The following is a 26,987-nucleotide window of genomic DNA, read 5'->3' on the forward strand; positions in this document are numbered from 1 at the left end:
ATCAGGGCGCCACATGTAACAAGCCCATCGCATTTCCTGTACTGCGCCACTGTGGCACATACATAGATTCAACCTGAGGAACGGGCACCTGGTAAACCCCCGGCGTCACCGCACGGGCGAGATAAACCAGTGTTGAATGCTGCCCTTCATTAAGTGTCATTGCCGCAACAAAGCGGTCATCACGGAACTCAATATGCTGAATATCTTCCTGTTGCATCTGGTTAATCAGGTTTTGCACCTCTGAACCATTCTCACTGAGCGAGGCCGAACTGCTTGCCAGGTTCTGGTTTTCCAGCTCCAGCCCGGCGGGGAGTAAATCAACCACCAGTGCGTCAGGAACACGTTTATCTGCCCAGACATCGAGCCATACCAACACCAATTCACCACTGTGCAGGTTACTGAGTGAGCGTGTGTTGCCCTGAGTATCCAGGTAATGGCGCTCAATGTGCACCACATTGCTGTAAGGTGCAGGTGGCTGTTCCGGGTAGCCAGTACTATCCAAACGTACCCACAAGGGGCCCGTTCCCGTATTGGTGAGACTCAGAGCAGATTGCTGCGCGGCAGACAGCACTGAAACCTGGTCAGTTTTGCCCGACAGGGTTTCGCCGTTCTGGTTTTGTACCTGCCATTCTGCCCCTTGCAGTGCGGTATTATGGGCCGCGAGGAACAGCGCATTATTTTCCTGAGTTGATAGCCAGGCCTCGCCCCATACTGCCTGGGAAAGGGCAGCCAACAAGGCCGGCTGCTGGTTTTGCATCAGGTTATTTTCTTCCAGCAGGCTTAATACCAGGGCTTCGTCGCGCACCGGGCTGCCGTAATCACCTAACCAGGCATGCGTCTTACGGGGCATTGCTATACCGCTTAACAATGCCTGCTGGCCGCGCTCTGTATCCCCCATGCGTTTAAGTGCAATGCCCAACTGCACCAGCGACAAGCCGGATGGCGCTGCAGCATGTTTATCCCACAGAGTCCGCAGAGCACCCAACGGCGCTTTTTGCTGGCGGGACAACACCAGAGCCGCATAGCTTTGCACCACGAAACGGCTGGCTGCCGGGTTATCACTGTAGCGCACACTAATCATGCCCGGGTCTTGCAGGTAACGTAACAACCGGTTATTGGCTTTATCCAGAGCGGCGACTGGCACACTGTAACCTTGCTCGCTGGCGCGAATCAGGAAATCAGTAGCATAAGCAGTAAGCCAGTATTCCTCTGCACTGTCTTTGCTCCACAGGCCAAAACCGCCATTTTCCAGCTGCATTTCGAGCAAATGAGCAATACCGCTTTCTACTGCCTCCCGGCGTTTTTCGTCACTTGACGTTTTGATTCCCAGAGCCTGTAACTGCGCCCGGTTGGTATACAGTGACGGGAACAACCCACTGGTGGTTTGTTCAAGGCAGCCGTATGGCCAGGCATATAATTCGCTGATATAACGGGCCAGATTCAGTGGTGGCCGCCCACTTATCAGCAGCTTACCTTCCAGTGTCGACGCCGATAGCCCGTCCAGCCAGCCTGCTGGCAAGCGCCACAGTTCACCCGGCATCAACTGGGTTCCGGCACTGATAGTTTGTGCAGGAAAAGCAGGACGCACACCAATTTTCCACTGTTTGTTCAGCGGATTGAATGTTTCACCAGGCAGGGAAATGCCGTTAATCGTAACGTCCAGTACTCCATCGCCATAACCTTGCCCGGCCTGAACCGGAATCGACAGCGCGGTACGTTGCTGTGGAGCCAGCGCCACACTTTGTGTATTGCCGGCATCAAGGCTCAGCAGCCCACTGGCAGCCATGGAAATAGTCAGATGCTGAGGTTTATCCGTCAGGTTAGAGAGATCCAGCACCAGGCGAGAGTGATCGCCTCCGGCCAAAAAGCGCGGTGTACTGAGCTCAGCCACCAGCGGTGCGGCAACAACGACTTTGCTTTCACTACTGCCAAAACGGTCTGCTGACCACACCTGTGCCATCAGGCGCAGTTCCCCATTAAAATCACCAATGGGCAATGTGACCGTACCTTCCCCCTGGGCATTCAGCGCCACTGGTTGAGCCTGCATGGCAATAATGTTGACGTGATTCACTGGCGGCTTACCACCACGCTTCAGGTCGTCGCCGTCACCACCAAATTTCAGTGCAGCCATCCGCCCCTGGCCTTCAATCACATTGCCGTAGATATCATAAATATCGGCACCATAGCGTTTACGCCCCAGGAACGCCTGCCACGGGTCCGGCGTAACATAGTCAGTGATATTCAGCACACCACTGTCTACAGCTGAGAGCAACACGTAGACTTTATCCGGCAAAGCACCGTTGGCAGCTTTAGCCTGTACCTTCACAGTAAGCGGCTGGTTGGGGCGCATTTTAACCGGTGCCTGCAATGCCACATCCAGGCGACGGCTTTGGTCACCTAATGGCAGATGAAGCAGGCCAACAGCCCGTTTCGGGGTAAGCGCCTGTGTTTTGTCACCAGGGCGGACAACCAGAGCGCTGAGGTAGAGGTCGTGGCGATGCCAGGTTTTGTCTACCGGAATACTCAGGTCCATGCCATCAGCGGGAACATCAATAGCCTGCCACCATAGTGGGCCATCACTGGATTCCACCATGATATACCCCTTACCGGCTTGCGGTGCCGCCAGATGCAACTGAATAGTGTCGCCTGGTTGATAAGAGGGTTTATCGATTTTCATCGTCACGCGGTCCGGGCGCTGGGCACCGGTGCCGTCACTGTTATCCTGCCAACTGTAACCGGCCCAGAAACGAACACTACTGAGGTTCCCCTCCGGGTCTTTCACTTCAAGGCGGTAAGATCCCCAGCTTACCGGGAAGCTCACTTTGCCGGTTTCACCAGCAGCAAGATTGAGGGTTTGTTCCCCTTCTACCAGGTCTTTCTGATCGTAGCGCGATGTCCATCCATCATCTTCAGACCAGTTCCAGTAATAATCGCGCCGTTCCCGAATGAGCCGCGCAGTAAGCCCATTAACTGCCACTCGTGAACCATCCGGGCGGGCATAAACAATATCGAACCCGGCCTGGCTATTTTCATCAACCACCGCCTGGCTGGATTCACTCCCCGTGCGGTAATCGTAAGTGCTTTTTTTAGCAAACTGCGGGCGAATACCCGGTAACACTTCTGCCGGCCAGACAGCCTGTTCACGCTGGCGCGTAACCGGGCGACCACCTGATTCGAGTAAACTTGCCTGGAAAATCACTTTTACTGGCGAAGTGGTATCACTCCACTGGCTGGTTTCGGAAATATCTACCCGGCCAGTATCATCCAGCGTGGTCTGGACTTCATCAAGGCTGCGGCTAAGATTTGCTTCACTGATGTTGCCGAACTCGAAGCCAGGCAGTGCAGGAACAGCATCCCTTAATGGGCGCAAGAAAAGTTTCCCTTGCAGGGTGTTACCCGAAGCCGGAGCACCATACAGATAGCGCCCCTGAACGCGGAATACCGCATCAGCTCCCGGAGCCAGAGGCTGCGGCTGAACATCGACACGTAACGCCATGCGTTCAGGCATAAAATCTTCAACCTGGAAATCCCAGCTCCGCGCCTGGTTATCGCCCACATTGGCGCGCAGATGCCACTGGCCGGTTAATGCATTTTTATCCAGAGTGACATGGTACTGGTACAAGCCGTTTTGCGGCTGCAAAACAGTGGTGCGTGCTACCTGCCCGTCAGGGCGAACCACGTCCAGTTTTACCGGCTGGTCTGCCACGGGTTTACCATCACTGTCACGCAGTAACCCATTGATGACAACAGTCTCTCCTGGGCGGTAAAGATCCCGTGGGCCAAACATGAAAAACTGTTTGCTGTAACCAGGTTGACCACCAATATCGAACTCTGCCAGGTCCAGTGCTGGCTGGCTTAAATCCAGCATTGTGGTTTGCCCGTCATGTTTTGCCAGTAACAGTGCAGCACCCTCTGGGGTTTTCAGGCTGGCATGGCCCTGGTTGTCCGTTGTGGCATTCGCCAGCACCTGGCCTTTATCGTTGAGCAACTGAATATCAACGGACTGTTGCCCGCTACCGTTTTCCAGGCTTTGCGTGAAAATATCCATTTGCTGGTGATAGCGGTGCAGTGACAGCCCGATATCACTCAGGGTAAATAACGTTGCCGGGTTACTGTAGTTGTAATGCCCCGCCTGGTTCATTACTGCAAGGTAAACACCGGGCTGCTGTAGCGGAGTGATATCCCCAAGCGGCAGCAGCAGTTTTTCCCGGGTATTAGCTGCCGGGTTGAGTTCAAACCGCCCGGTATACACCAGGTCTGCCATTTTCAGCAGGGTGTCTGATTCCCAGTTACTCAGGCTGTTACGGTATTCCCACTGGCTGATAAACGCCGCCAGAGACTCGGGTTTTACCCGGTAGAAATTGACGTCTACCTGGCTGATATTAAGTGCCATGACTGGCAGGCCTTTTACCACTTTTGTCGGGAGCAGTGAGCCTCGGCTGGCAAAACCTACTACCGGCTCAATATCACGCGTGGTCAGTGAAGATTGCCAGGTTTTCCCAAAGGCCTGGCCATTAATGTCTTTCAGACCCGGGTCGAGAGTAATCGTTAACTCACGGCGAGGTTCAAGGTGACGCAGGCGCAATTCGGTTAAATTGTCTGATAACTCCCAGGCGCCATCCACTTTGCCTTTTTCTTTATCCACTACATGTGCAAACCGGGAGAAATCCTGGTCAGGGTCGAGGGGAACCGAGAATGTCAGTGCCAACGTGCTGGCACCGTCGAGCTGAATTTCAGAGGAATCCTGGAGTGTAAACGGCTTTCCTGCACTCGCTTTCGCCAGTTTTTCCCGTTGTGCGGCATCCGTTTTTTGTTCTTGAGGGGCAGAAGCCTGTGACTGCGGCGCTGAACCTGACGCAGGCGTTGTATTATCATCGCAGCCACTCAGTGCGCTGAGGGCGCAGAATAAGGCTGCCACACAAGCATAGCGGGCATATTTCATGGCGGTATCCCTGGCCGAAAAAGGCCGGTAAAAAGATAAACCAGTATTATGCTAAAGATTCGCTTTTTGCCATATCCCTGGATTCGGTATGTTAGCCCGGTCAATGTCATGCGCGTGTTGGTTGTAATTACATACGTAAACACCGAGAATTAACCAATAAATGATTAAAGGAGGCCAACATGAGTACTGCTTTTTTTGTCACCCCTGAGTGGCTTCTTGAGCACCTGAGCGACCCGGAAGTCCAGGTCATTGATGCCCGCATGGCAGCTGTGGGCAATGAAAATTTCGATATGCAGCAAGAGTATCTGGCGGGCCATCTCCCCAGTGCGCCTTTTTTTGATATTGAAGCATTATCTGACCACAGCAGCCCGTTGCCACACACTATGCCGCGCCCGGAAACCTTTGCGGTTGCAATGCGTGAGCTGGGCATTCATCAGGATAAACATCTGGTCGTTTATGATGACGGCAGCCTGTTCTCTGCCCCACGCGCCTGGTGGATGTTGCGGGCTTTTGGCGTGGAAACCGTTTCGATTTTGTCTGGTGGTCTGGCCGCATGGCGCAAACAAAACCTGCCACTGGAAACGGGTACTCCTTCCCTACCGGAAAGCGATTTTGACGTCCATTTCGACCCACTGGTAATAAAAAACGTCACGGATGTGTTACTGGTCAGCCATGAAGGTACTGCCCAAATTGTTGATGCCCGGGCCGCTTCGCGTTTCAACGCAGAAGTTGATGAACCCCGTGCGGGTTTACGCCGTGGGCATATACCGGGCTCGCTAAATGTGCCCTGGGCAACACTGGTTGAGAATGGCACATTAAAAACTCCGGAAGAGTTAACCGCAGTGTTCACTCGCGCTGGTGTGGATTTTGGCAAGCCGATTATTGCCAGTTGTGGCTCTGGCGTCACTGCCGCGGTGGTTGTGCTGGCACTCACTTCACTGGATGTGAACGGTGTATCGCTGTATGACGGTTCATGGAGTGAATGGGGAAGCCGAACCGATTTACCGGTTGAACCCTGAGTTAACAGATTACCCCGGCAGTTTCCCCTGCCGGGGTAATTTTACAGAATGCGCTGTGTCTTCAAATCACGCAGAAAACTGCCCCAGCGCCGTTCATAAAAAGGCGTCAGGTGGGCCAGCATAAAGTGGCTGATTCCCGCTTCTCCTTCTGCGACCAGGCAAATGTCTACCGGTTCATCGCCCGTAAGCGTATCGGCAGCCACATTCCCGGCTTCATAGATAAGAGGTTCAATATCCCCTTCGGCTTCAATACCAATCAGGTAATTACCCGCCTCTTCAGGTGACTCTTTCAGCGTGCACAGAAACGCGCGTTTTACCCGGTTGTGGTTTTTAAATAACGTAGTCAGTGACTCAACTAATTGTGCCGGTGGGTTTTCCACAGCAGAGAGTTGCAACTGGCTGCCACCTTCCAGCACCGTGTGCTCTGCCAGTGGTGAACCCTGCTCACTCAGCAAGTGGCGTATTTCACCGGGCAGGAACTCTTTCCCGGTTGGTAAACGGGCATTCAGAAACAGGGTTTCCCCCAGAGTCATCTCAAACAGCACTCTGGCAGGCATAACAATGAAAGCCTGCTCGTGAGCCACGACCTGTTCGAGCGCCTGCACAGAAGTAAAAAACGGAATCACGGATGTGCCGTCTTCTTTTTCCCAGTGCTGCAGGTCAACTACAGAATCTGCCGTAATCACGGCTTCATCAGGCGAAGAGCCCGGCACCCAAACGCTGGCATCAAGTAATTCGCGGAAAAATGCCGGGCGCCATGCAGGTTCAGTCGCAGCCTGTTCCAGCAGTGTTTCCAGTTGATTTTGAGAAGTAGGTTGAGATTGGTTATCGGCCATCTTGCTTTCATCAAGTACAGGTAAGAAAAGAGCCTGAGGTAGCCCCCCAGGCTCCGGATTACACAGGCAACTCAGTCGTTGGTCAGCAGATTAGCCAGTGTGCGCACACCAATCCCGGTCGCACCAGCAGACCACAGATCAACAGCAGACTTACGGTATGTCGCTGAGCAGTCGATATGCAACCAACCCTGTTGGTAGTTTTCGACAAAATGCGACAGGAAGCCCGCAGCTGTGCTGGCACCAGCCGGGGAAACAGCTCCGGCAGTGTTATTCAGCTCAGCAAAGTTTGATGGCAACTGATGGCGGTGGATCTCCGCAAGCGGCAGACGCCAGAAGGCTTCATTTTCCGCAGTTGCACTGGTCATCAATTTACTGACCAGTGCATCATCAAAGCTCAGCAGCGCATGGTAGTCGTTACCCAACGCAGTTTTCGCCGCACCGGTTAATGTCGCACAATCAATAATCAACTCTGGCTTTAATGCGCTGGCATCAATCAGGCCATCGGCCAGCACCAGGCGGCCTTCGGCGTCAGTGTTCATCACTTCAACGGTTTTGCCGTTGCGGTAGCGAATGATGTCACCCAGTTTAAACGCGTTACCACTCACCATGTTATCGGCACAGCATAACAGCAGTTTGACGCGCTTTTGCAGGCCACGAGTAATCGCGAAAGCGAGTGAGCCCGCCACCAGCGCAGCCCCACCCATGTCAGACTTCATGGAATCCATAAAGCTGCTTTGTTTCAGGCTGTAGCCACCAGAATCAAAGGTGATACCTTTACCCACCAGGCAGGCATATACCGGAGCATCTGCATCGCCCGTGGGGTTAAAATCCAGGGACAGCAACACGGGTGAACGCGCAGAACCACGCCCAACGGTATGGATACCGGCATAGTTTTGTTCACGTAAATCTTCACCCTTAGTGATGCGGTAACTCACCTGGTCACCCGCGACATCCACTAATAAATCAATAGCACGGGTTGCCAGTTGTTCCGGGCTCAAGTCTTCTGCCGGCAGGTTAATAGTGTCACGCACCCAGTCAATAATCTTGAGGCGGTTATTGAGCTCCTGCTGCTCTGACTCAGGAAGCACCGGCCATTCAACATTGCGCACACCTTTTGGCGCACGGTAGCCCATCCAGAATGCCCAGCTTTTTTCAACATCCCAACCTTCGCCAGCCAGAGCGACCTGTTTGAACCCCAGGCCATCAATTTTGCGGCCAGCACGTTGGATCAACGCATTATCATTGTTGCCGGTTAAATGCAGGGTAATCCCTTCATTATTGATGCTGTACAGTGCTTTTTCGCCCCAGCGCGCATCGGCGGGTGTGCTGGACAGCGTGATGTTCATCACTTCAGTTGTCATTGTTGGTATCCTTAAACTGTGTGTAACGATTCACACAAAAAATATGCCGCGGACAGACGCAAAAACGGGCCGCTAAATGCAGCCCGTACCTGGTATCAATCCGCTTCATCCAGCCAAACCAGCAGGATGGCTTCAAGAATTTTTTCATTGGATGCACTGGGATCATCGTCGAATTCATCCAGTTCGCAAATCCACTGATGCATATCGGTAAAGCGCACCGTCTTCGGATCAACATCCGGGCGGCTGTCGTACAGCGCTTCACCTATTTCACGGCTATCGGTCCATTTTAACCCCATGTCGCTCTCCTGTTAGTGTTCACGTGCATGGTTAATGGTATAGCGCGGGATCTCAACCACCAGGTCTTCATCCGTAACTTTCGCCTGGCAACCCAGGCGGCTTTCTGGTTCCAGCCCCCAGGCCTTATCCAGCATATCGTCTTCATCTTCGCTGCTTTCTTGCAGGGAATCAAAACCTTCACGCACAATGCAGTGGCACGTAGTGCAGGCGCAGGATTTCTCACAGGCATGTTCGATTTCGATGCCGTTGCGCAGAGCAACGTCAAGAATCGTCTCACCCGTCTGTGCTTCCAAAACTGCGCCATCCGGGCAAAGATCCTGGTGGGGCAGAAAAACAATCTTAGGCATATTAAACCTCGTCGACGGAATGGCCTTTCAACGCCCGACGAATGGAGGCATCCATCCGGCGCGCAGCGAATTCCTGGGTTTGCTTATCAACATTTTTTATTGCATTTTCAATGGAGTCAGGGGAGTTTCCCTGAGCGGCATCCTGCAGTTGTGCTGCTGCAGTATCTATCGCCTGGCGTTCTTCTTCGTCCAGCAAGGCACCATCTGCATCAAGAGCTCCGGCCAGGCTTTCCAGAACACGGGCAGCTTCAACCTTTTGTTCTGCCAGCATACGAGCGCTGACATCCTGCTCAGCAAAGCTGATGGAATCCTGGATCATGGACGCAATTTCGCCATCCGACAGACCGTAAGACGGTTTGACCTGAATCGACGCTTCTACTCCGGTCGATTTTTCCATTGCTGTTACACTCAACAGCCCGTCCGCATCCACCTGGAAAGTGACACGGATATGCGCACCACCAGCCGGCATTGCCGGGATACCACGCAAGGTAAAACGAGCCAGTGAACGGCAATCAGTTACCAGCTCACGTTCCCCCTGCAAGACATGAATCGCCATTGCAGTCTGGCCATCTTTAAAGGTGGTGAACTCCTGGGCGCGGGCCACTGGGATCGTGGTGTTACGCGGAATGACTTTTTCCACCAGGCCACCCATCGTTTCCAGGCCCAGTGACAAGGGGATGACATCCAGCAACAGCATTTCGCTGTCAGGTTTGTTACCCACCAGAATATCTGCCTGAATCGCCGCGCCAACTGCCACAACTTTATCCGGGTCGATTGACGTCAGCGGGGTACGGCCAAAAAACTCACCTACCCGTTCACGCACCAGTGGTACACGAGTAGAGCCCCCCACCATCACGACTTCCAGCACTTCACTGGCATCGATACCGGCATCTTTCAACGTACGGCGGCAGGAGAGTAAAGTCCGTTTAACCAGAGCGCCAATCAGTTCGTTAAATTGTGAACGCGTAACTGTGCCCTGCCAGTCGCCAATACGCACTTCAGTTTGTTGTGCGTCGCTCAGCGCAATTTTAGTGGCAATTGCTGTATCCAGCACCTGGCGTTGCAGGCGGCTATCCAGCGGAGTATTCAGCTCTGCCTGCTCACACAGCCAGTCTGCCAACAAATGGTCGAAGTCATCACCACCCAGCGCGGAATCCCCACCGGTTGCCAGCACTTCAAACACACCGCGATTCAGGCGCAGAACAGAAATATCAAAAGTACCACCGCCCAGGTCATACACGGCAATCACGCCTTCCTGGCCGGAGTCCAGGCCATACGCAATCGCCGCAGCAGTAGGTTCATTCAGCAAACGCAGTACATGCAAACCCGCCAGACGGGCTGCATCTTTGGTTGCCTGGCGCTGAGCATCATCAAAATAAGCCGGTACAGTAATAACCACACCGTCCAGGTCGCCATTGAGTGTTTCAACCGCTCTTGCCGCCAGCGCTTTGAGAATATCTGCTGAAACCCGTACCGGGTTCAGTGCGCCAGCCGGAGTAACGATAAGCGGCAGGCCATTTTCACTGGACTGGAATTGGTAGGGTAAATGCGGGTAGCGAGCCTGAATATCACTCAGTGAACGGCCCATCAGGCGTTTTACTGAGCTGATGGTATTGGCAGGATCCTGGGCGGCATTGGTACGCGCTTCCCAACCGACCAAATGTTGCGTGGCACTATAGTGCACCACTGATGGCAGCAAATGACGCCCTTCATGGTCAGCCAGGGTTTCAGTTTGCCCACTACGGACCGTCGCCACCAGCGAGTTTGTGGTCCCCAGGTCAATCCCCGCCGCCAGCTTGCGCTGATGCGGCGCAGCACTCATGCCGGGCTCACTGATTTGTAATAAGGCCATGTTAAGCTTCCAAATTCATCACCTGGGTTACCAGGTGGTTGATGGTTGCCGGAAAACACCAGCATCAAATATCGAGCAATTTTTCTTCGAGTTGTTCTGCCTGCGAGCGTAATTTGTCCAGAAAACGCAACTTACGCACACTGTCTGCGGCGCTTTCCCACTGTTCGGCATCGAGCAGCAACACCATATCTTTATGGCGCGAATTATACATTTGCGTGACGCGTGCTAAAAACGCTTCCAGACGAACCTCATCACGTTTTTGCTCAATGCCATCCAGTTCTTCACGTAATTCCAGTTGCTCCATCAGAAATGCGGTATCACGCACCGTATGTTGTTCACTTGCCAGGTCAAAGCCATGCAAGGACAAAATATATTCTGCACGAGAAAGAGGATGACGCAGGGTCTGCCACGCCTGATTGATGTTGGCGGACTGCTGAACCGCCAGTAATTGTTCCGCTTGTGGGCAGCTGGCGAATTTATCGGGGTGAAACTGACGCTGCAGTTCCTGGTACCGGTCCGCCAGTTGACTGCTGTCGAGCGAATAACTTACCGGCACCCCAAACAGGGTAAAGTAATCCATAAACGTTCCGGAGTTTGCAGACTAAAAGCAATACCCCACAGCAAACATGTTGCTATGGGGTCGGTGGAGGGTGTGCTGTCAGACGTTAAAACTTTCGCCGCAGCCACACTCATTTTTCACGTTAGGGTTAGTGAATTTAAACCCTTCGTTCAGGCCTTCTTTTACGAAGTCCAACTGAGTGCCATCAAGAAAACGCAGGCTTTTCTCGTCGACAACCACTTTGACGCCTTTGTCTTCGAACACCACATCTTCTGCGGCCGCCTCGTCAACAAACTCCAGTACATAAGCCATGCCGGAGCAACCCGAGGTACGCACCCCAAGGCGCAAGCCAAAACCTTTTCCGCGGTTAGCTAAAAAAGTGTTAACTCGAGTAGCAGCACTGTCGCTAAGGGTAATCGACATACAACAACCTCAATAAGCTTTCAGATTTCCGGGCAAGCCCGGAAGACATTATTTTGATTCGCGTTTACTTTTGTAATCAGCAATTGCGGCTTTAATAGCATCTTCTGCCAGAATGGAGCAGTGAATTTTCACTGGCGGCAATTCAAGCTCTTCAGCGATGTCAGTATTTTTAATCGCCTGTGCTTCATCCAGGGATTTCCCTTTTACCCACTCAGTAACCAGTGAGCTGGATGCAATTGCGGAACCGCAACCATAGGTTTTAAAACGTGCGTCTTCAATCACGCCGTTATCATTTACTTTGATCTGCAGTTTCATGACGTCGCCACATGCCGGGGCGCCAACCATACCGCTACCAACGTTTTCGTCGTTGTTATCAAAGGAACCCACGTTACGGGGATTCTCGTAGTGATCAATCACTTTTTCGCTATATGCCATGGTGAATTCTCCTTATGTCCTGCTTATTGATTAATGTTCAGCCCATTCGATGGTCGTCAGATCGATACCCTGTTTAAACATTTCCCACAGCGGAGAAAGTTCACGCAGACGACCGATAGATTTACGAACCAGTTCGATGGTGTAATCAATTTCTTCTTCTGTCGTAAAACGCCCTAATGAGAAACGAATAGAGCTGTGAGCCAGCTCATCGCTCATACCAAGAGCACGCAGCACATAAGAAGGTTCAAGGCTTGCTGACGTACAGGCGGAACCGGAAGAAACCGCAAGGTCTTTCAGTGCCATAATCAGTGACTCACCTTCAACATAGTTAAAGCTGACGTTCAGGATGTTTGGTGCGGTGTGTTCCGGGCAACCATTGAGGTAGACTTCTTCAATGTCTTTAATGCCATTCCACAGGCGTTCACGCAGTGCACCAAGGCGAGCAGATTCACTTGCCATTTCTTGTTTGGCAATGTGGTAGGCTTCACCCATACCAACAATCTGGTGAACCGGCAGCGTACCTGAACGCATACCACGTTCATGACCACCACCATGCATTTGCGCTTCAATACGCACACGCGGTTTACGGCGAACATACAACGCGCCAATACCTTTCGGGCCATAGATTTTGTGGCCAGAGAAAGACATCAGGTCAACTTTCAGGTTGCTCAGATCGATAGGTAATTTACCTACGCTCTGGGTCGCATCAACATGGTAGATAATGCCACGCGCACGGCATAACTCGCCGATAGCTTCGATATCCTGAACCACGCCGATTTCGTTATTCACATGCATGACAGAAACCAGAATGGTGTCATCACGCATTGCTGCTTCAAGAACTTTTAAGTCAATAATACCGTTGCTTTGCGGTGCCAGGTAAGTCACTTCAAAACCTTCACGCTCTAGCTGGCGGCAAGTATCCAGAACTGCTTTGTGTTCTGTTTTACTGGTAATAATGTGCTTGCCTTTTTTCTGATAGAAGTTTGCAGCACCTTTAATTGCCAGGTTGTCGGATTCTGTTGCGCCAGAGGTGAAGACGATTTCGCGCGGGTCTGCACCAACCAGTTCAGCAATCTGGTTACGAGCCACATCCACAGCTTCTTCTGCCTGCCAGCCAAAACGGTGAGAACGGGAGGCCGGGTTGCCGAAAGTCCCATCCATTGTCATAAACTGCATCATCTTCTCAGCAACACGCGGGTCAACCGGCGTTGTGGCTGAGTAATCAAGATAAATCGGTAATTTCATCGCTCTTAAGCTCCGTACATCACTTCAATGCGGCGAACCAGGCCAATAACGGCGTAATATCAGCGGCCAGGAAACCCTGGCCTGATTCGAAATAACTATATTATTACGTTTTTATGCGCGTAATTTAACATTGATGGCGTCTTGCGGACGCGAACTGCGAAGAGTGTTATCGCCGTGCTGGCGGTCAGCAACATCCAGCACTTCCTGGTTATTCACCAGTTCACCCAGCGTAATACCATTGAGGAATTCACTCAGGCGGTCACTCAGATCACGCCATAAAGCATGAGTGAGGCATTTATCTCCGCCCTGGCAGCCGCCTTTACCCTGACAACGGGTGGCATCTACCGATTCGTCTACTGCACTAATCACTTCACCCACAGCGATGGATGTGGCATCTTTACCCAGCAGGTATCCGCCGCCAGGACCGCGAACACTGGAAACCAGGCCGTTTTTACGCAGGCGGGAGAATAACTGCTCCAGATAAGAGAGCGAAATTCCCTGGCGTTCAGAGATATCAGCCAACGGAACCGGGCCCGCTTCGGAGTTAAGTGCAACGTCCAGCATTGCGGTGACGGCATAGCGCCCTTTTGATGTCAGTCTCATGTCTTACTTAACCTCAAAAATGCCCCTCGAGCCGGGGGTTTATCATAGAATAGTTTTGCACAGCGAAGACAAGTCTGACATTCCTGAGTAAATTGGTCAACTATTTACCTGACTATTTTAGTCAACTATTTTTCGTGCGGGCGTTCACCCTGATCAATCGACGCCAGAATGCCACGCAGAATGTTCAATTCCTGGCTCTCCGGGCGTGCCCGGGTAAACAAACGGCGCAGTTTATTCATGACCTGGCCGGGGTGGTTGGCGCGAATAAACCCGGTATTCAGCAACACCTGTTCCAGGTGCGTATAAAAACGTTCCAGGTCATCCACAAGGGGATAAGGAGCAGGTTCAGACTCACTTTTATGAGCGTCGCTCTGGCCCAAAAATGCCATACGCACTTCATAGGCAATTACCTGCACAGCCATAGCCAGATTAAGGGAGCTGTAATCCGGATTTGCTGCAATAGCAACATGGTAGTGGCATTTTTGCAGTTCATCGTTCGTCAGGCCAACACGCTCACGGCCAAAGACAATAGCGACAGGCGCATGTTGCGCTTCTTCTATTGCTTTCAGACCACATTCACGCGGATCCAGCATTGGCCAGGGTAAAGTACGGGAACGTGCGCTGGTGCCCACCACCAGGCTGCATCCTGCCAGAGCTTCATCCAGTGTATCTACAATCTGTGCATCACCAATGACATCACTGGCGCCCGCAGCAAGTGCAATTGCCTGTGAGTCAGGTTTTACCAATGGATTCACCAGCCAAAGATTGGTTAACCCCATGGTTTTCATGGCACGGGCAACAGAACCCATGTTGCCGGTATGAGACGTTTCAACCAGTACTACGCGTATGTTTTGCAGCATAATGTTCACAGCAGATTAAGAATATCGCGCCATATTAGCATAAACCTGAGACATATTCCGAACCCTCTGCTATACTCCGCCCGTTTTCCTGTTCTTTAACATCCAGCGAGAGAAACCTGATGCATCCAATGCTCAATATCGCCGTGCGCGCTGCACGCAAGGCGGGTAACCTAATTGCCAAAAATTACGAAACCCCGGATAGCGTTGAAACAAGCCAGAAAGGCACCAACGACTTCGTGACTAACGTGGACAAAGCCGCCGAAAGTCTGATTATTGAGGTTATTCAAAAGTCTTACCCTCAGCACACTATTATTACTGAAGAAAGTGGTGAACTGGCCGGTACTGACCAGGATGTACAATGGGTTATCGATCCGCTGGATGGCACGACCAACTTCGTTAAGCGTTTACCGCACTTCTCTGTTTCTATTGCTGTTCGTATCAAAGGCCGCACCGAAGTGGCTGTTGTTTACGATCCAATGCGCAATGAACTTTTCACTGCCGTTCGTGGCCAGGGCGCACAGCTCAATGGCTACCGTCTGCGTGGCAGCACTGCCCGTGATCTGGACGGAACCATTCTGGCAACCGGCTTCCCATTCAAGGCCAAACAGTACGCCACTACCTATATGAATATTATGGGCAAACTGTTCATTGAATGTGCTGACTTCCGCCGTACCGGTTCTGCTGCACTGGATCTCGCATACGTTGCCGCTGGCCGCGTGGATGGCTACTTTGAAATTGGCCTGCGCCCGTGGGATTTCGCGGCTGGTGAATTACTGGTGCGTGAAGCTGGCGGCCTGGTTTGCGACTTTGTTGGTGGCCACAACTACCTGACCACCGGTAACATCGTTGCTGGTAACCCGCGTGTAGTAAAAAACATGCTGTCTACCATGCGTGATGAGCTGAGCGAAGCACTGAAACGCTAAGTTACGCTTTTCCCTTCTCTGCCATGCGGAGAAGGGAACTGTGGATTTACCCCCTTCCCCGTAAGCCAGGCAAGACCAGTTCAGTACTTTGCCACAACACAATGCCGCAGACACAAAGCACCACTCCTCCAGCAAGAGCAAGAGTTGCCCAGGCAGTTTGTTGCCAGTAAACCACCCCACGTTCCCGTACCAGGCGTTGCGCCAGGGCCCGGCAGCCGTGCGTTAAAAAAGCTAACAATGAAATAGTAAGCGCTGTGCCCGCCGCCATAGCCATCGCCGCAACAATTCCCCAGAAAAATACGCCAGCCACTTTGCTGAACAGCAGAACCATGATTGCGCCGGAGCAAGGCCTCATCCCCATAGAACCAATAACTAAAGCTTTCTCGCGCCAGGTGGTTGCCTGCGAAACCTGTTCAGGTAAAGGCATATGCTGGTGCCCACAACCACAATGAGCAGAATGGATATGAGCCGGAGTTGTGCTGCCTGCAGGGTACAGGCGCTTAAAACGTAGTGGATGTTTTAGTGTGCGCCACAGTTGGCGTACAGCCCGCAAACAGAGCATAACACCCAGCAAAGTCACCACTATAAAGCTCGCTTTTTCCAGCAAATAGTGGCTGTAATGAAGCTGGCGCGATGGCAGCCCCAACAAATAGAGAACCACAAAAACCAGCATCACAGCGACCAGGCCCTGCAGCAAAGAAGCCGCCAGTGTCATACGCAGGCTGGTTTTTAGTTTTGCAGGGTTTGTTGCCAGCCATGTCGCAATAACCACTTTCCCATGCCCCGGCCCCAGCGCGTGCAAAACCCCATATAAGAAACTCACGCCAACCAGCATAACGCCGGACTTAACAGGCGTACTGGCGATACCCCGCAATAGTTGGCTCACCAGTTGATTCAGTTCCCGTTGCCAGGCAGCACTTTGCAACAACACTAGTGACCAGTTAGCCCACAACCAGGCGCAGGCAACCACCAGACCAATAACAAAGACGAATAACGGCCAGAGATCTCTGCCCCGGACCTTTTGGCTGCGTGGGGTGAAGATCAAGGACATGTCACCTCCACTTTTTGGGCAAAATGCTCGCCTAAAGCCAGGTCTTCGTCTGGTACAGACTGGTTATCCAGCGATAACGCCCAGGCCCGCATATCAGCATCGGGTTTGGGGGTTTTTACTGCAACTTTACACTCGCCAGGCCAGGTGACATCGCTGTCTTTCACCCAGGACATGTCTACATAGTAGGTTGGATCATAGGTTTGCAGGCGAAAGGTGTGCCCGGCAAGCGCTAAAGGTGTATCCGGCACGAGCGTGAAAGACAACACAGCTTTGTGCCCTGTTTTATACAGCTTCCCGCTATCTGGCCCGGCCTGCAATTTCACCGGTTTTTGGTCATACCACAACGTGGTGAAATAGTGCTGCTGGCGAATCGTGTCCATAACTTCCTGCGCCAGTTTCTGCCACACTGCATCACCTTCAGGTGCTTCGCCTGCGTCGTATAGCAAGTCGGCCGATGTTACTTCATCCATCTCCCAGCGCATTTGCAGACTGGATAACTGTGTGTCGCCCACCGCATGAGTTTGAATATCAATAAAACTATGGGGATGAGCCAGAAGCGGGCCAGTACAGGTCAACGTCATAAGTAAAATCCATTTATATTTCATGGCGTTTCTCAAAACAGAGTTCCTCAACATAAAATTTTGTGAGCCAGTCAAAATTCCGCGGATAAAAACGTATCTGGCTGCCTGACAGCGTATATGCTTAAGTTTACTTAATGTATCTTCAGGAGAGGCAGCATGACAACAACGACGCCAGCGCCAGCAAAAACAGTGCTTACGCGTCAGCAACGCCAGTGCCAATTGTTGTTATTGCTACTGCTCTCAGAACAACATTTCACAGCGGAATTACTTAGTACCATTAATGATACTGATATAGAAACACTGCATAGCGATATTGCTGATACACATGAAGAAATTCATGCCTGCCACCGGTTAGCTATCCGCCCGCAAACTACAGGCGGCTACATTATTGAAGGAACCAGCCTCGACAAACAACTGTGCCTGTTCCACTGGTTAAGGCGTGCATTGCGTATCTCACCGGGCTTCGTCGAAAACCAGATTATTCCCCGTGTTAAAGCAGGCCTCAAACAGCAAGGCATCACACGCGCTTTATACGATGAAATGAATCTGCATGCATTAGTCTCGCTAAGTGCCCGCCGCCTGAACCGGCAGTTCAGCGAGCGTGATGAGCGTTTTTTGCGATTCTGGCTACTCTACAGCCTGCATCACCAGTTGGCAGCCTGTTTACCTGAATTTAATCGCCTCCAGCGTGAATGGATTGAAAGCCGTAGTGAGTTTTCAGCAGCCAGTGAAGTATTCGAACATATCAGCCGGCAATTATCAGTTCCACTGCACAGCGGCCATTCTCACCTGCTGGGTTTTATCTTTTCTTTACTGAAAATCCCCGATCCGGTCTGCATAACAGGCCAACATGAAGAGCAATTACATTTCGCAATCCGGCGGATGATCCATGATTTTCGCACCCAAACAGGCCTGCACTTTAGTGATGAAGAAGGCCTGCACCGGCAGTTGTATATTCACCTGTTTCAGGCACTGGAACGAGTGATACTGGGAATTGGTATTGAAACCAACCTGCCTGACGAGATTGTGCGCCTGTACCCACGGTTAATTGGAACAACACAACAAGTGCTGCAACCGTTATCCGGGCAGTACCAACTGCATTTCTCCGCCCAGGAAACAGGGTTGATTGCCGTGATTTTTGGGGCATGGCTCATGCAGGCTGATGCATTACATGAGAAACAAGTACTGTTACTGACGGGTGATAACCCACCACGCGAAAAAGAGCTGGAAAAACAGGTGCGGGGACTAACGCTGTTACCGTTAAATATCCAGTACCAGACGGTTCAGGCCTTTCACCACGAGGGCACACCAGGGGAAATTGACCTGGTGATAAGCCCATATGAAACACATTTTCCGCTGGTATCGCCCCCGCTGATTCACGCGGTGGAACCTTTAACACTCCACCAGCAGCAACGTATCCGCGCGATTCTCGAAGGTTAAGGCTGGTTAGCTACCGGGCGTGCCGGGCGGATAAATATTGCCGGGAAGGCGACAGCCGCCATTACCCAGAACATCCCCGCGCCCAAATGCTGGTACAGGAAACCGGCAAACAACGTCATTAGCGCGATACTTCCCCCCATTGCCACTGCCGAATAAATAGCCTGCAGGCGAATTACTTCTGCGCCCTGACGTGCCGAAATATACCGCATAGCCGCCAGGTGGCAGACGGTAAAGCTGCCGCAATGCAGTACCTGCGCCACCAGTAAAAAAGGCAAAGCGGTAGTTTCAGCAATAATTGACCAGCGAATGACACCACAGAATGCCGAAAGTAGTAACAACTGGCTGGCACTCCAGCGGCGAAATAGGCGATTGCTTAATGCAAAGATGACAATTTCCGCCACCACGCCCAGCGACCACAAATACCCGACAGTCGCGGCAGAATAACCGGCATCTTTCCAGTAAATAGCACTGAAACCGTAATAAGCGGCATGTGCGCCCTGCAACAGTGACACACAGGCAATAAAACGCCATGAGCGTACAACCAGGGCCCACCACCCGGCAAAGCCAGTATGATCCTGCTGGCGTAACGCCCCCTGAGGCATGACAGACGGGCGAAGCATCATCCCAGCCACCATTGCTCCGGTACCTGACATCAGCAGTACCAGAATCACATCTGACTGATACAAACTAACCAGTTTTCCTGTCAGTGCAGAGCCAATAACAAATGCCAGAGACCCCCACAGGCGTACCCGGCCATAATCCAGAGGGAACTGCCGTTGCCATGTTCCGGCGAGGGAGTCAGTCAGGGGAACCAGTGGCGAGAAGAAAACGTTGAACCCGACCATGACCAGTAACAACCAAACCACCTGGTTTCCTGCCCAAAAACCGAGTGCACAGAAGAAGGTCAGAGAGGCCAGCAGGCGCAGAGCAAAAACCAGACGGGAAGGATCGTTAACACGCGGAGCCAGCAACAGGCTTCCCAGAAAGCGGGCAACCAGCCCACACCCCAATAATAAACCTATGGTGTCGGGCTTCAGCCCGCGGCCTTCAAGCCAGACACTCCAGAAGGGGAGGAAAATACCGTAACTGAAAAAATAGGTGAAATAACTGAGCGCCAGCCAGCGCGTAGACTGCATAACCATTCTGCCTCCCTGTGCAAGGGCGATAGTTTCGCTGAGGGGCACCTGGCATGCAAGTAGTAATTAACAGCGTGATAACACATAAAAAAACAGGCCGACTGTGCGGCCTGTTGTATGCATTTTAACAAGGTAATACGGAATTATGCGTAAACCGGGAAACGTGCGCAGATTGCCAGTACGTTTTGTTTGATACGCTCAATGGTGGCTTCATCGTTAAGATTATCCAGCACATCACACATCCAGCCTGCCAGTTCACGCACTTCGGCTTCTTTAAAGCCACGGCGAGTCACCGCAGGTGTACCAACACGGATACCGGAAGTCACGAACGGGCTCTTCGGATCGTTCGGCACACTGTTTTTGTTTACGGTGATATTGGCACGGCCCAGAGCAGCATCGGCATCTTTACCAGTGATCTCTTTATCGACCAGATCCAGCAGGAACAGATGGTTATCTGTGCCACCAGAAACCACTTTATAGCCACGAGACAGGAATACAGACACCATCTCTTTCGCGTTTTTAGCAACCTGTTGCTGGTAAGTTTTGAACGCAGGTTCCATGGCTTCTTTCAGCGCCACGGCTTTACCGGCAATCACATGCATCAACGGACCGCCCTGCCCACCCGGGAACACAGCAGAGTTGAGTTTTTTATACAGCTCTTCGCTGCCGTCTTTCGCCAGAATCAAACCACCGCGCGGGCCAGCCAGCGTTTTGTGGGTAGTGGTTGTTACGACGTGTGCGTGAGGAACCGGGTTCGGGTAAACGCCTGCAGCGACCAGGCCTGCTACGTGTGCCATATCAACAAACAGATAAGCACCAATGCTGTCAGCGATTTCACGCATTTTCGCCCAGTCAACCACACCGGAGTAAGCGGAGAAGCCACCGATGATCATTTTGGGTTTATGGGTTTCTGCCTGTTTGGCTAAATCAGCGTAGTCAATATGGCCGGTTTCATCGATGCCATAAGGCACGATATTGTACAGTTTGCCCGAAAAGTTAACCGGTGAACCATGAGTCAGGTGACCACCGTGAGCCAGGTTCATACCCAGCACTGTGTCGCCCGGTTGCAGCAATGCGGTGTAAACGGCAAAGTTTGCCTGAGAACCTGAATGAGGCTGAACGTTAGCGTAGTCCGCGCCGAACAGTTCTTTAGCACGGTCAATGGCCAGTTGTTCTACGATATCTACGTATTCACAACCACCGTAGTAACGTTTGCCAGGGTAGCCTTCTGCATATTTGTTGGTTAACTGGGAACCTTGTGCCTGCATAACGCGCGGGCTGGTGTAGTTTTCGGAGGCGATCAGCTCAATGTGTTCTTCCTGACGCACTTTCTCTTGCTCCATCGCCTGCCAAAGTTCGGCATCATAATCGGCAATGTTCATTTCTCGCTTTAACATCCGCATCTCCTGACTCAGCTAACGGTAAAAAATATACTGCTTTAGGGGACCCTTGTGGGCAACGGGCAACAGTTTAAACCGATTCACAGAGGGAAGATAGAGGCTTACGGAGGTTTTTACGCAAACGTTTGGCATCGCGCCACACAAGGCTTTCAACAAAACAATTACATGCATAAAGAACAGGATATTTTCTCAACATGTCGTGCATGTTATTTCATCTTCGCCCTCGCTTTGTCCAGCAAAAAATAGCCATTTACAACATCACGGCTTATTTTATAAGATGCATATAAAATACATGTTATAAAAAAGAGACAATCTTATGATCGACGCAAAAACCATCGCGATTGTGAAATCCACCATTCCAGCTGTTGTTGAAACCGGACCGGCGCTGACAGCTCACTTTTACCAGCGCATGTTCAACCATAACCCTGAACTCAAAGAAATATTCAATATGAGCAATCAGCGTAATGGGGACCAGCGTGAAGCGCTGTTCAATGCAATTTGCGCCTGGGCCAGCCACCTGGAAACACCGGAGGTTCTGGCCAGCGCTGTTGAGAAAATCGCCCAAAAACACACCAGTTTCAGTATTCAGCCTGCGCAATATGACATCGTGGGTTATCACTTACTGGCAACACTCAAAGAAATGCTCAACCCGGGGCAGGATGTGCTGGATGCATGGGGAAAGGCTTACCAGGCGCTGGCCGGGATATTTATTCGCCGCGAAGCTGCAATCTACCAAAGTAACCAGAATCAGGATGGCGGTTGGCAAGGTACACGCCCTTTCCGCCTTGTCGCCAAAATACGTGAAAGTGAAACCATTACCGGTTTTAAATTTGCCGCCGCAGATGGTGGCCCCGTAATGCCTTACCTGCCGGGCCAATATACGGCGGTATGGATCAAACCTGCTGGTTTTGAGAACCAGGAAATCCGCCAGTATTCCCTGACCCACCAGCCTGACGGGCAACACTACAGTATTGCTGTTAAGCGTGACGATAAAGGGCTGGTTTCTCGCTGGCTACATGATTGCGCTGAGCCCGGTGATATTATCCACCTGGCTCCTCCGGCTGGCGATTTTTACCTTGATGTTACCCCCCAGACCCCGGTGAGCTTAATTTCAGCGGGTACCGGGCAGACCCCATTGCTCTCCATGCTGGGCTCACTGGCCCGGGGCGAACACCAGGCCCAGGTTAACTGGTTTCATGCGGCAGAAAATGGGCGCCGGCATGCATTTGCGGGCCAGGTAAACCATACCGGTGCACAGTTGCGCCACTTTACGCAGCAGGTATGGTACAGCAAACCTGAGCAGACAGATGCCATAGAGACAGGCAGCATTAAAGCAGGCCATATGGACCTGACCCCGTACATCTCCAGCCTGAACGACCCACAAATGACCTGGTGGTTGTGCGGCCCGGTTGGGTTTATGCAATTTATTGCCCGGCAGTTAGTGGATAACGGTGTTAATGCCGAACGCATTCACTACGAATGCTTTGGCCCGCATAAAGTGCTGTAAATACAAAAAGCCCTCGCACATTGCGAGGGCTCAGAACAGCGGTGATTCAGTAAATGCCGGCGCTGATGATTATCAGATTGCAGCGTCGTCTTCTTCACCAGTACGGATACGTACTACGCGTGCCACGTCGAACACAAAAATCTTGCCATCACCAATTTTACCGGTCTGAGCAGTGCGTGTAATGGTATCAACACACATATCAACCAGGTCGTCAGTCACGACAATTTCAATTTTAACTTTCGGCAGGAAATCCACCATGTATTCAGCGCCACGGTAGAGCTCTGTATGGCCTTTTTGGCGGCCAAAACCCTTCACTTCGGTGACCGTCATCCCTGTGATGCCCACTTCAGCCAGAGCTTCACGCACATCATCCAGTTTGAACGGTTTAATAATCGCATCAATCTTTTTCATGGTGGTTCCTTAAAACGCCACGCAGGGGAGGCAACAACGAACAGCATAAGCGGGCGCTAACGGTAACACATACCGGGTAGGCAGCGGTACGTAAATGCGCCAAAAAAATCATGCACCTTTAAAATCGCTGGCGTCCAGTTCGTGGCGGGCCAGTAACTTATAAAACTCAGTACGGTTACGCCCGGCCATTCGCGCAGCCTGAGTAACATTCCCTTTGGTTATTTGCAGTAACTTGCGCAAGTAATTGAGTTCAAACTGGCTACGGGCATCTGCAAATGTTGGCAGTGCTGTATTTTCCCCTTCCAGCGCCTGAGCGACAAGTGCTTCATTAATCACCGGCGCGGCCGTCAGCGCCACGCACTGCTCAATCACATTCACCAACTGCCGCACATTCCCCGGCCATGCAGCCGCAACCAGCAATTTCATGGCTTCGGTTGAGAAACGGCGAACAAAAGGTTTATTACGGCCAGCAGCCTGGCGCAGCAGGTGGTTTGCCAACAAGGGAATATCTTCAGGGCGGGCCTGTAGCGGCGGTATTTTCAGGCTGACAACATTCAGCCGGTAGAACAAATCTTCCCGGAACTCACCCAGCTCCATCGCTTTAGGCAAGTCACGGTGTGTGGCAGAAATAATACGCACATCTACAGCAATATCGCTGTTGCTGCCTAACGGGCGCACCTGGCGCTCCTGAAGCACCCGCAGTAATTTAACCTGCAATGCCAGTGGCATATCGCCTATTTCATCAAGAAACAGTGAACCACCCTGAGCCGCCTGAAATAACCCTTCCCGGGAACTTACAGCCCCTGTAAATGCGCCTCTGGCATGACCAAACAGTTCCGACTCAAGGAGTTGTTCTGGTAACGCACCACAATTGATAGCGACAAAAGGCTTTCCTGACCGGGGGCTGGCAGCATGAATGGCCCGGGCGAGCACTTCTTTACCGGTACCACTTTGCCCCTGAATCAAAATACTGACATCAGACTGCGCAACCATTCGGGCCTGTTCCAGCAGGCGTTGCATCAGCGGACTGCGGGTAACAATGTTTTCACGCCACGCTTCATCCACAGCACTCCCGCTTTGGGATAACGCTTCGTCAATTGCTTTGTAGAGTGCTTCTCTGTCAACCGGCTTGGTCAGAAAGCTGAAGACCCCCTGGCGGGTAGCGGAAACGGCATCAGGTATCGATCCATGAGCAGTCAGAATGATCACTGGCAAACCGGGGCTGCGTTTCTGGATCTCACTGAATAATTGCAGACCATCCATTTCGTCCATGCGCAGATCGCTTATCACCAGATCAATTTTCTCACGCGACAGTACCCGTAGCCCTTCCTGCCCGCTTTCTGCTGTTGAAACCTGGTAACCTTCGCTGGCAAGCCGCATTCCCAGGAGTTTCAATAATCCCGGGTCATCATCCACTAATAATAAATGTGCGTTGACCACTAATGTCATGGTGTTTCCTCTCCACCAGAGCCTGCCTGCCCTGATGCACTGCCTGATGATTGCGTAGTACCTGAATGGCCCGCACCTGTATCAGGGGTATAGGCACCACCCGCTTTACGTGTTGAAAGTTGGCGCTCAATATCCGTTAAATTTTCCAACTTGCGCGTTGTGGTTTCCAGTTGCTGGTGCAGGAGTTGCTGCTGCTGGCGCAACGTTTCAAGCTCCTGGTCAGTGTTACTCTTCAACAACGCATACTGGCTTTGTTGTTCTGCCAGTTTAAGAGCCAGTTGTTCATTGTCCCACCACATGTTGAATAAAGGAGTGACGCTGGCAGGGATCTGTTCATGTACCAACGATACCTGGTTAAGGTAATTCTGGCGTACTGTGTTTTCCGGCAAAGAGCGGGACAACACAATAGCGGTACGCAAAGTGTTATACCACCCAGACTCAGCCCAGCGGCTTGCAATCACTCGGGCAGTATTCGGTTCAGTCTGGCGCGCACAGGAAATGAAAGCCGCCCAGTAAAGCGGATTCTCAATGATATTCGTTTCCCGGGTACGCATTTGCAGTAAATCAGAGCAACGCATTGCCAGGTAATCCGTCAGTTCAGTTTGCGGTACCGGTGGCGCTTTGAATGTGCCGGATGATGAGGTATTTTCTCCCCCAGACTGGCAACCTGCCAGTACCAGCAAGACTCCCCCCGATAAAACCCGGTATAACATAGCCCGCAAAGAAAACCTGCGTACAGGTGCACTACAGGTACTAAAAGGATTAGGCATTTTTTAAGTGTTCCGTCTCAACTTCCGTTTTAACTACAGGCAACGTAATGCGAAAACAGACATCACCTTTTTCGTGTTCAACTATGCTCAGTTCCCCCTGCATACGATGTACACAGTCGCGAGCAATACTGAGGCCAAGCCCACTACCTTTCACGGCACCTTTGCGTTGCTGGCGCCCCTGAAAGAAGGGTTCAAAAATCATATTCTTTTCAGAATCAGGAATGGGCGTACCGGTATTCACTATATCAATGCTGATGTACTGACCAGAGCGGGCTGAATGCAGGTAAATACTACCGGATTCATTACCATAGTGCACGGCGTTGGAGTAGAGATTATCCAGCGCGGTGGTGAGCTGAGCCGGGTCTGCCAGACAATATGGCACTTCCAGTTCAATCACGGTATGCATCATTTTCGCTCTTGCGGGCAACACATTAGCACTGACAACCTGATTGATTAATACTCCCAGATCTACCGGCATAAGTTCGACTGCGCTCTCCGCTATTTTCCGGTTGTAATCCAGCAATTGCTCAATCAACTTTTGTAACTGGATACTACTTGAATCCAGTATTTGTACGATATCCTGCTGGTCAGTATTGAGCGGCCCGGCGATTTCATCGGCCAGCAATTCAGTGCCTTCACGCAGGCTCGCAAGAGGTGTTTTTAATTCATGAGAAATATGGCGCAGAAACTCATGCCTTTGAGATTCCAGCCAGGCCAGACGCTCACTTAACCAGACTATACGCTGGCTGATTACCTGGAGTTCTTTCGGTCCTTTGACACTTTCTTCACTGGAGAGAAATTGCCCTTCTCCCAGCCGATTGATCATTGCTTCTATTGCTTTTACCGGGCCGATGATGGTGCGGGTAAACAGCATCACCAGCACCAGAGTGACAATAAATAAAATTAAAGCCTGCCAGCCAAAGAACTGCCCCCGTTCAGCAATCTCTTGCTGGAGTTGCTGGCCGCGGGAATAAACCATTGCCCTTGTCGCCTGAACCAGTGATGCATTGTTATCGGCAAAGATCTCCAGATTCCGGGCAGACCGTTTCTCCGGCACGCTGTTGGTACACTGCAGGTGTGAAAGGGCATCCAGATTCGCCCGCAGTTGCTGCAAAATTGTGCTGTCTGGCAACCCGCTGTTCCACGCATCCAGCAACGCCAGGTATCGGCTGTGCTGGGTCTGGTAAACATTGCGTAATGTATTATCGTCCAGCACACAAAACTGGCGGTAGCTGCGCTCCATTTCCAGCGCCAGGCTGGTCATGGCTTCACTTCGGCGGGCATCCACCAAAGTATTGCGGTTGGTTTGCGCGGCCTGGTCGCTCAGAGCATTCAGGCTCTGCCAGGCTTGCCAGGCCAGAACCAACAGAGGAACCAGAACTAACAAGAACGCCATAATAACCAGTTGGCGAAGTGAGCGGGGAATAAGCTGGCGGGGTAGTAACATGGTTGTCTCACATCATCCTGAATCATTCGATGCTAACTGACCAGTAAGCCGGTGAAAAGCACCAGACGGAGAAACAACAAAGGCAGGGAATAA

24 protein-coding genes are annotated in these 26,987 nt (G+C 51.8%); 4 read left to right on the plus strand and 20 right to left on the minus strand.

Annotated elements, in window-relative coordinates:
- Window position 1 precedes the first annotated feature (1 nt).
- The gene (locus tag DT73_RS24130; protein ID WP_036116348.1) at window positions 2–4,942 is read right to left on the minus strand and encodes an alpha-2-macroglobulin; all 4,941 of its coding nucleotides are present in this window, start codon (window positions 4,940–4,942) and stop codon (window positions 2–4) included.
- A gap of 179 nt (window positions 4,943–5,121) precedes the next feature.
- On the opposite strand from DT73_RS24130, the gene sseA reads away from it, so the two are divergent.
- Window positions 5,122–5,961: a 3-mercaptopyruvate sulfurtransferase gene (sseA, locus tag DT73_RS24135; RefSeq protein WP_036116350.1), complete on the plus strand. Its 840-nt coding sequence runs from the start codon at window positions 5,122–5,124 to the stop codon at window positions 5,959–5,961.
- A gap of 41 nt (window positions 5,962–6,002) precedes the next feature.
- On the opposite strand, the gene sseB is transcribed toward sseA, so the two are convergent.
- The 11 genes from sseB to trmJ all read right to left on the minus strand — a co-directional run bounded on the left by sseB (window position 6,003) and on the right by trmJ (window position 14,779).
- The gene (gene sseB, locus DT73_RS24140) at window positions 6,003–6,797 is read right to left on the minus strand and encodes an enhanced serine sensitivity protein SseB (protein ID WP_036116352.1); all 795 of its coding nucleotides are present in this window, start codon (window positions 6,795–6,797) and stop codon (window positions 6,003–6,005) included.
- Between the two features lie 71 nt (window positions 6,798–6,868).
- Window positions 6,869–8,158: an aminopeptidase PepB gene (gene pepB, locus DT73_RS24145; RefSeq protein ID WP_036116354.1), complete on the minus strand. Its 1,290-nt coding sequence runs from the start codon at window positions 8,156–8,158 to the stop codon at window positions 6,869–6,871.
- Window positions 8,159–8,253: 95 nt separating this feature from the next.
- Entirely contained in the window at window positions 8,254–8,454 is a 201-nt protein-coding gene (gene iscX, locus DT73_RS24150) for a Fe-S cluster assembly protein IscX (protein ID WP_036116357.1), read from the minus strand.
- 12 nt (window positions 8,455–8,466) lie between these two features.
- The gene (gene fdx / locus DT73_RS24155) at window positions 8,467–8,802 is read right to left on the minus strand and encodes an ISC system 2Fe-2S type ferredoxin (RefSeq protein WP_036116360.1); all 336 of its coding nucleotides are present in this window, start codon (window positions 8,800–8,802) and stop codon (window positions 8,467–8,469) included.
- A gap of 1 nt (window position 8,803) precedes the next feature.
- On the minus strand, window positions 8,804–10,654 hold the full coding sequence (hscA, locus tag DT73_RS24160) for a Fe-S protein assembly chaperone HscA (RefSeq protein WP_036116363.1): 1,851 nt from the start codon (window positions 10,652–10,654) through the stop codon (window positions 8,804–8,806).
- 64 nt (window positions 10,655–10,718) lie between these two features.
- The gene (hscB, locus tag DT73_RS24165) at window positions 10,719–11,234 is read right to left on the minus strand and encodes a co-chaperone HscB (RefSeq protein ID WP_036116365.1); all 516 of its coding nucleotides are present in this window, start codon (window positions 11,232–11,234) and stop codon (window positions 10,719–10,721) included.
- Window positions 11,235–11,312: 78 nt separating this feature from the next.
- The gene (iscA, locus tag DT73_RS24170; RefSeq protein WP_036116367.1) at window positions 11,313–11,636 is read right to left on the minus strand and encodes an iron-sulfur cluster assembly protein IscA; all 324 of its coding nucleotides are present in this window, start codon (window positions 11,634–11,636) and stop codon (window positions 11,313–11,315) included.
- 48 nt (window positions 11,637–11,684) lie between these two features.
- Window positions 11,685–12,071 carry a Fe-S cluster assembly scaffold IscU gene (gene iscU / locus DT73_RS24175; RefSeq protein WP_036116369.1) on the minus strand — a complete coding sequence of 129 codons (387 nt, stop codon included), beginning with the start codon at window positions 12,069–12,071 and terminating at the stop codon, window positions 11,685–11,687.
- Window positions 12,072–12,101: 30 nt separating this feature from the next.
- Entirely contained in the window at window positions 12,102–13,316 is a 1,215-nt protein-coding gene (locus DT73_RS24180) for an IscS subfamily cysteine desulfurase (RefSeq protein ID WP_036116372.1), read from the minus strand.
- A 111-nt stretch (window positions 13,317–13,427) separates the two neighbouring features.
- A complete protein-coding gene (iscR, locus tag DT73_RS24185) occupies window positions 13,428–13,919 on the minus strand; it encodes a Fe-S cluster assembly transcriptional regulator IscR (RefSeq protein ID WP_036116374.1) in 492 nt (163 codons plus the stop codon).
- A gap of 125 nt (window positions 13,920–14,044) precedes the next feature.
- Entirely contained in the window at window positions 14,045–14,779 is a 735-nt protein-coding gene (gene trmJ / locus DT73_RS24190) for a tRNA (cytosine(32)/uridine(32)-2'-O)-methyltransferase TrmJ (protein ID WP_036116376.1), read from the minus strand.
- Window positions 14,780–14,898: 119 nt separating this feature from the next.
- Between trmJ and suhB the strand changes: the two genes are divergently transcribed.
- A complete protein-coding gene (suhB, locus tag DT73_RS24195) occupies window positions 14,899–15,702 on the plus strand; it encodes an inositol-1-monophosphatase (protein WP_036116379.1) in 804 nt (267 codons plus the stop codon).
- A 46-nt stretch (window positions 15,703–15,748) separates the two neighbouring features.
- Here the strand turns inward: suhB and DT73_RS24200 are convergent, their stop codons facing one another.
- A complete protein-coding gene (locus DT73_RS24200) occupies window positions 15,749–16,753 on the minus strand; it encodes a nickel/cobalt transporter (RefSeq protein ID WP_036116381.1) in 1,005 nt (334 codons plus the stop codon).
- Window positions 16,744–17,334, minus strand: a complete 591-nt coding sequence (locus DT73_RS24205; protein WP_036116478.1) for a DUF1007 family protein — start codon at window positions 17,332–17,334, stop codon at window positions 16,744–16,746. Before DT73_RS24205 ends, DT73_RS24200 begins: the two co-directional genes overlap by 10 nt.
- A 156-nt stretch (window positions 17,335–17,490) precedes the next feature.
- Here DT73_RS24205 and csiE point away from each other — a divergent pair, with 156 nt between their 5' ends.
- Window positions 17,491–18,774, plus strand: coding sequence for a stationary phase inducible protein CsiE (gene csiE, locus DT73_RS24210; RefSeq protein WP_036116384.1), 1,284 nt, complete (start codon window positions 17,491–17,493; stop codon window positions 18,772–18,774).
- Here csiE and DT73_RS24215 read toward each other — a convergent pair.
- On the minus strand, window positions 18,771–19,916 hold the full coding sequence (locus DT73_RS24215; RefSeq protein WP_036116386.1) for a 3-phenylpropionate MFS transporter: 1,146 nt from the start codon (window positions 19,914–19,916) through the stop codon (window positions 18,771–18,773). The two genes, csiE and DT73_RS24215, sit on opposite strands and share 4 nt — an antisense overlap.
- 137 nt (window positions 19,917–20,053) lie before the next feature.
- A complete protein-coding gene (glyA, locus tag DT73_RS24220; RefSeq protein ID WP_036116387.1) occupies window positions 20,054–21,307 on the minus strand; it encodes a serine hydroxymethyltransferase in 1,254 nt (417 codons plus the stop codon).
- Between the two features lie 319 nt (window positions 21,308–21,626).
- Here glyA and hmpA point away from each other — a divergent pair, with 319 nt between their 5' ends.
- Window positions 21,627–22,817, plus strand: a complete 1,191-nt coding sequence (gene hmpA / locus DT73_RS24225) for an NO-inducible flavohemoprotein (RefSeq protein ID WP_036116388.1) — start codon at window positions 21,627–21,629, stop codon at window positions 22,815–22,817.
- A gap of 72 nt (window positions 22,818–22,889) precedes the next feature.
- On the opposite strand, the gene glnB is transcribed toward hmpA, so the two are convergent.
- From glnB to DT73_RS24245, 4 genes are all read right to left on the minus strand, one after another.
- The gene (gene glnB / locus DT73_RS24230) at window positions 22,890–23,228 is read right to left on the minus strand and encodes a nitrogen regulatory protein P-II (protein WP_036116390.1); all 339 of its coding nucleotides are present in this window, start codon (window positions 23,226–23,228) and stop codon (window positions 22,890–22,892) included.
- Between the two features lie 108 nt (window positions 23,229–23,336).
- Window positions 23,337–24,677, minus strand: a complete 1,341-nt coding sequence (gene glrR / locus DT73_RS24235; protein WP_036116392.1) for a two-component system response regulator GlrR — start codon at window positions 24,675–24,677, stop codon at window positions 23,337–23,339.
- Window positions 24,674–25,390, minus strand: a complete 717-nt coding sequence (locus tag DT73_RS24240) for a hypothetical protein (protein ID WP_051691531.1) — start codon at window positions 25,388–25,390, stop codon at window positions 24,674–24,676. The genes glrR and DT73_RS24240 overlap by 4 nt, the downstream gene beginning before the upstream one ends.
- Before the next feature lie 49 nt (window positions 25,391–25,439).
- Window positions 25,440–26,894, minus strand: a complete 1,455-nt coding sequence (locus DT73_RS24245) for a HAMP domain-containing sensor histidine kinase (protein ID WP_036116394.1) — start codon at window positions 26,892–26,894, stop codon at window positions 25,440–25,442.
- Window positions 26,895–26,987 lie beyond the last annotated feature (93 nt).

The organism is Mangrovibacter sp. MFB070 (assembly GCF_000705335.1).
Classification (GTDB): Bacteria; Pseudomonadota; Gammaproteobacteria; order Enterobacterales; family Enterobacteriaceae; genus Mangrovibacter; species Mangrovibacter plantisponsor.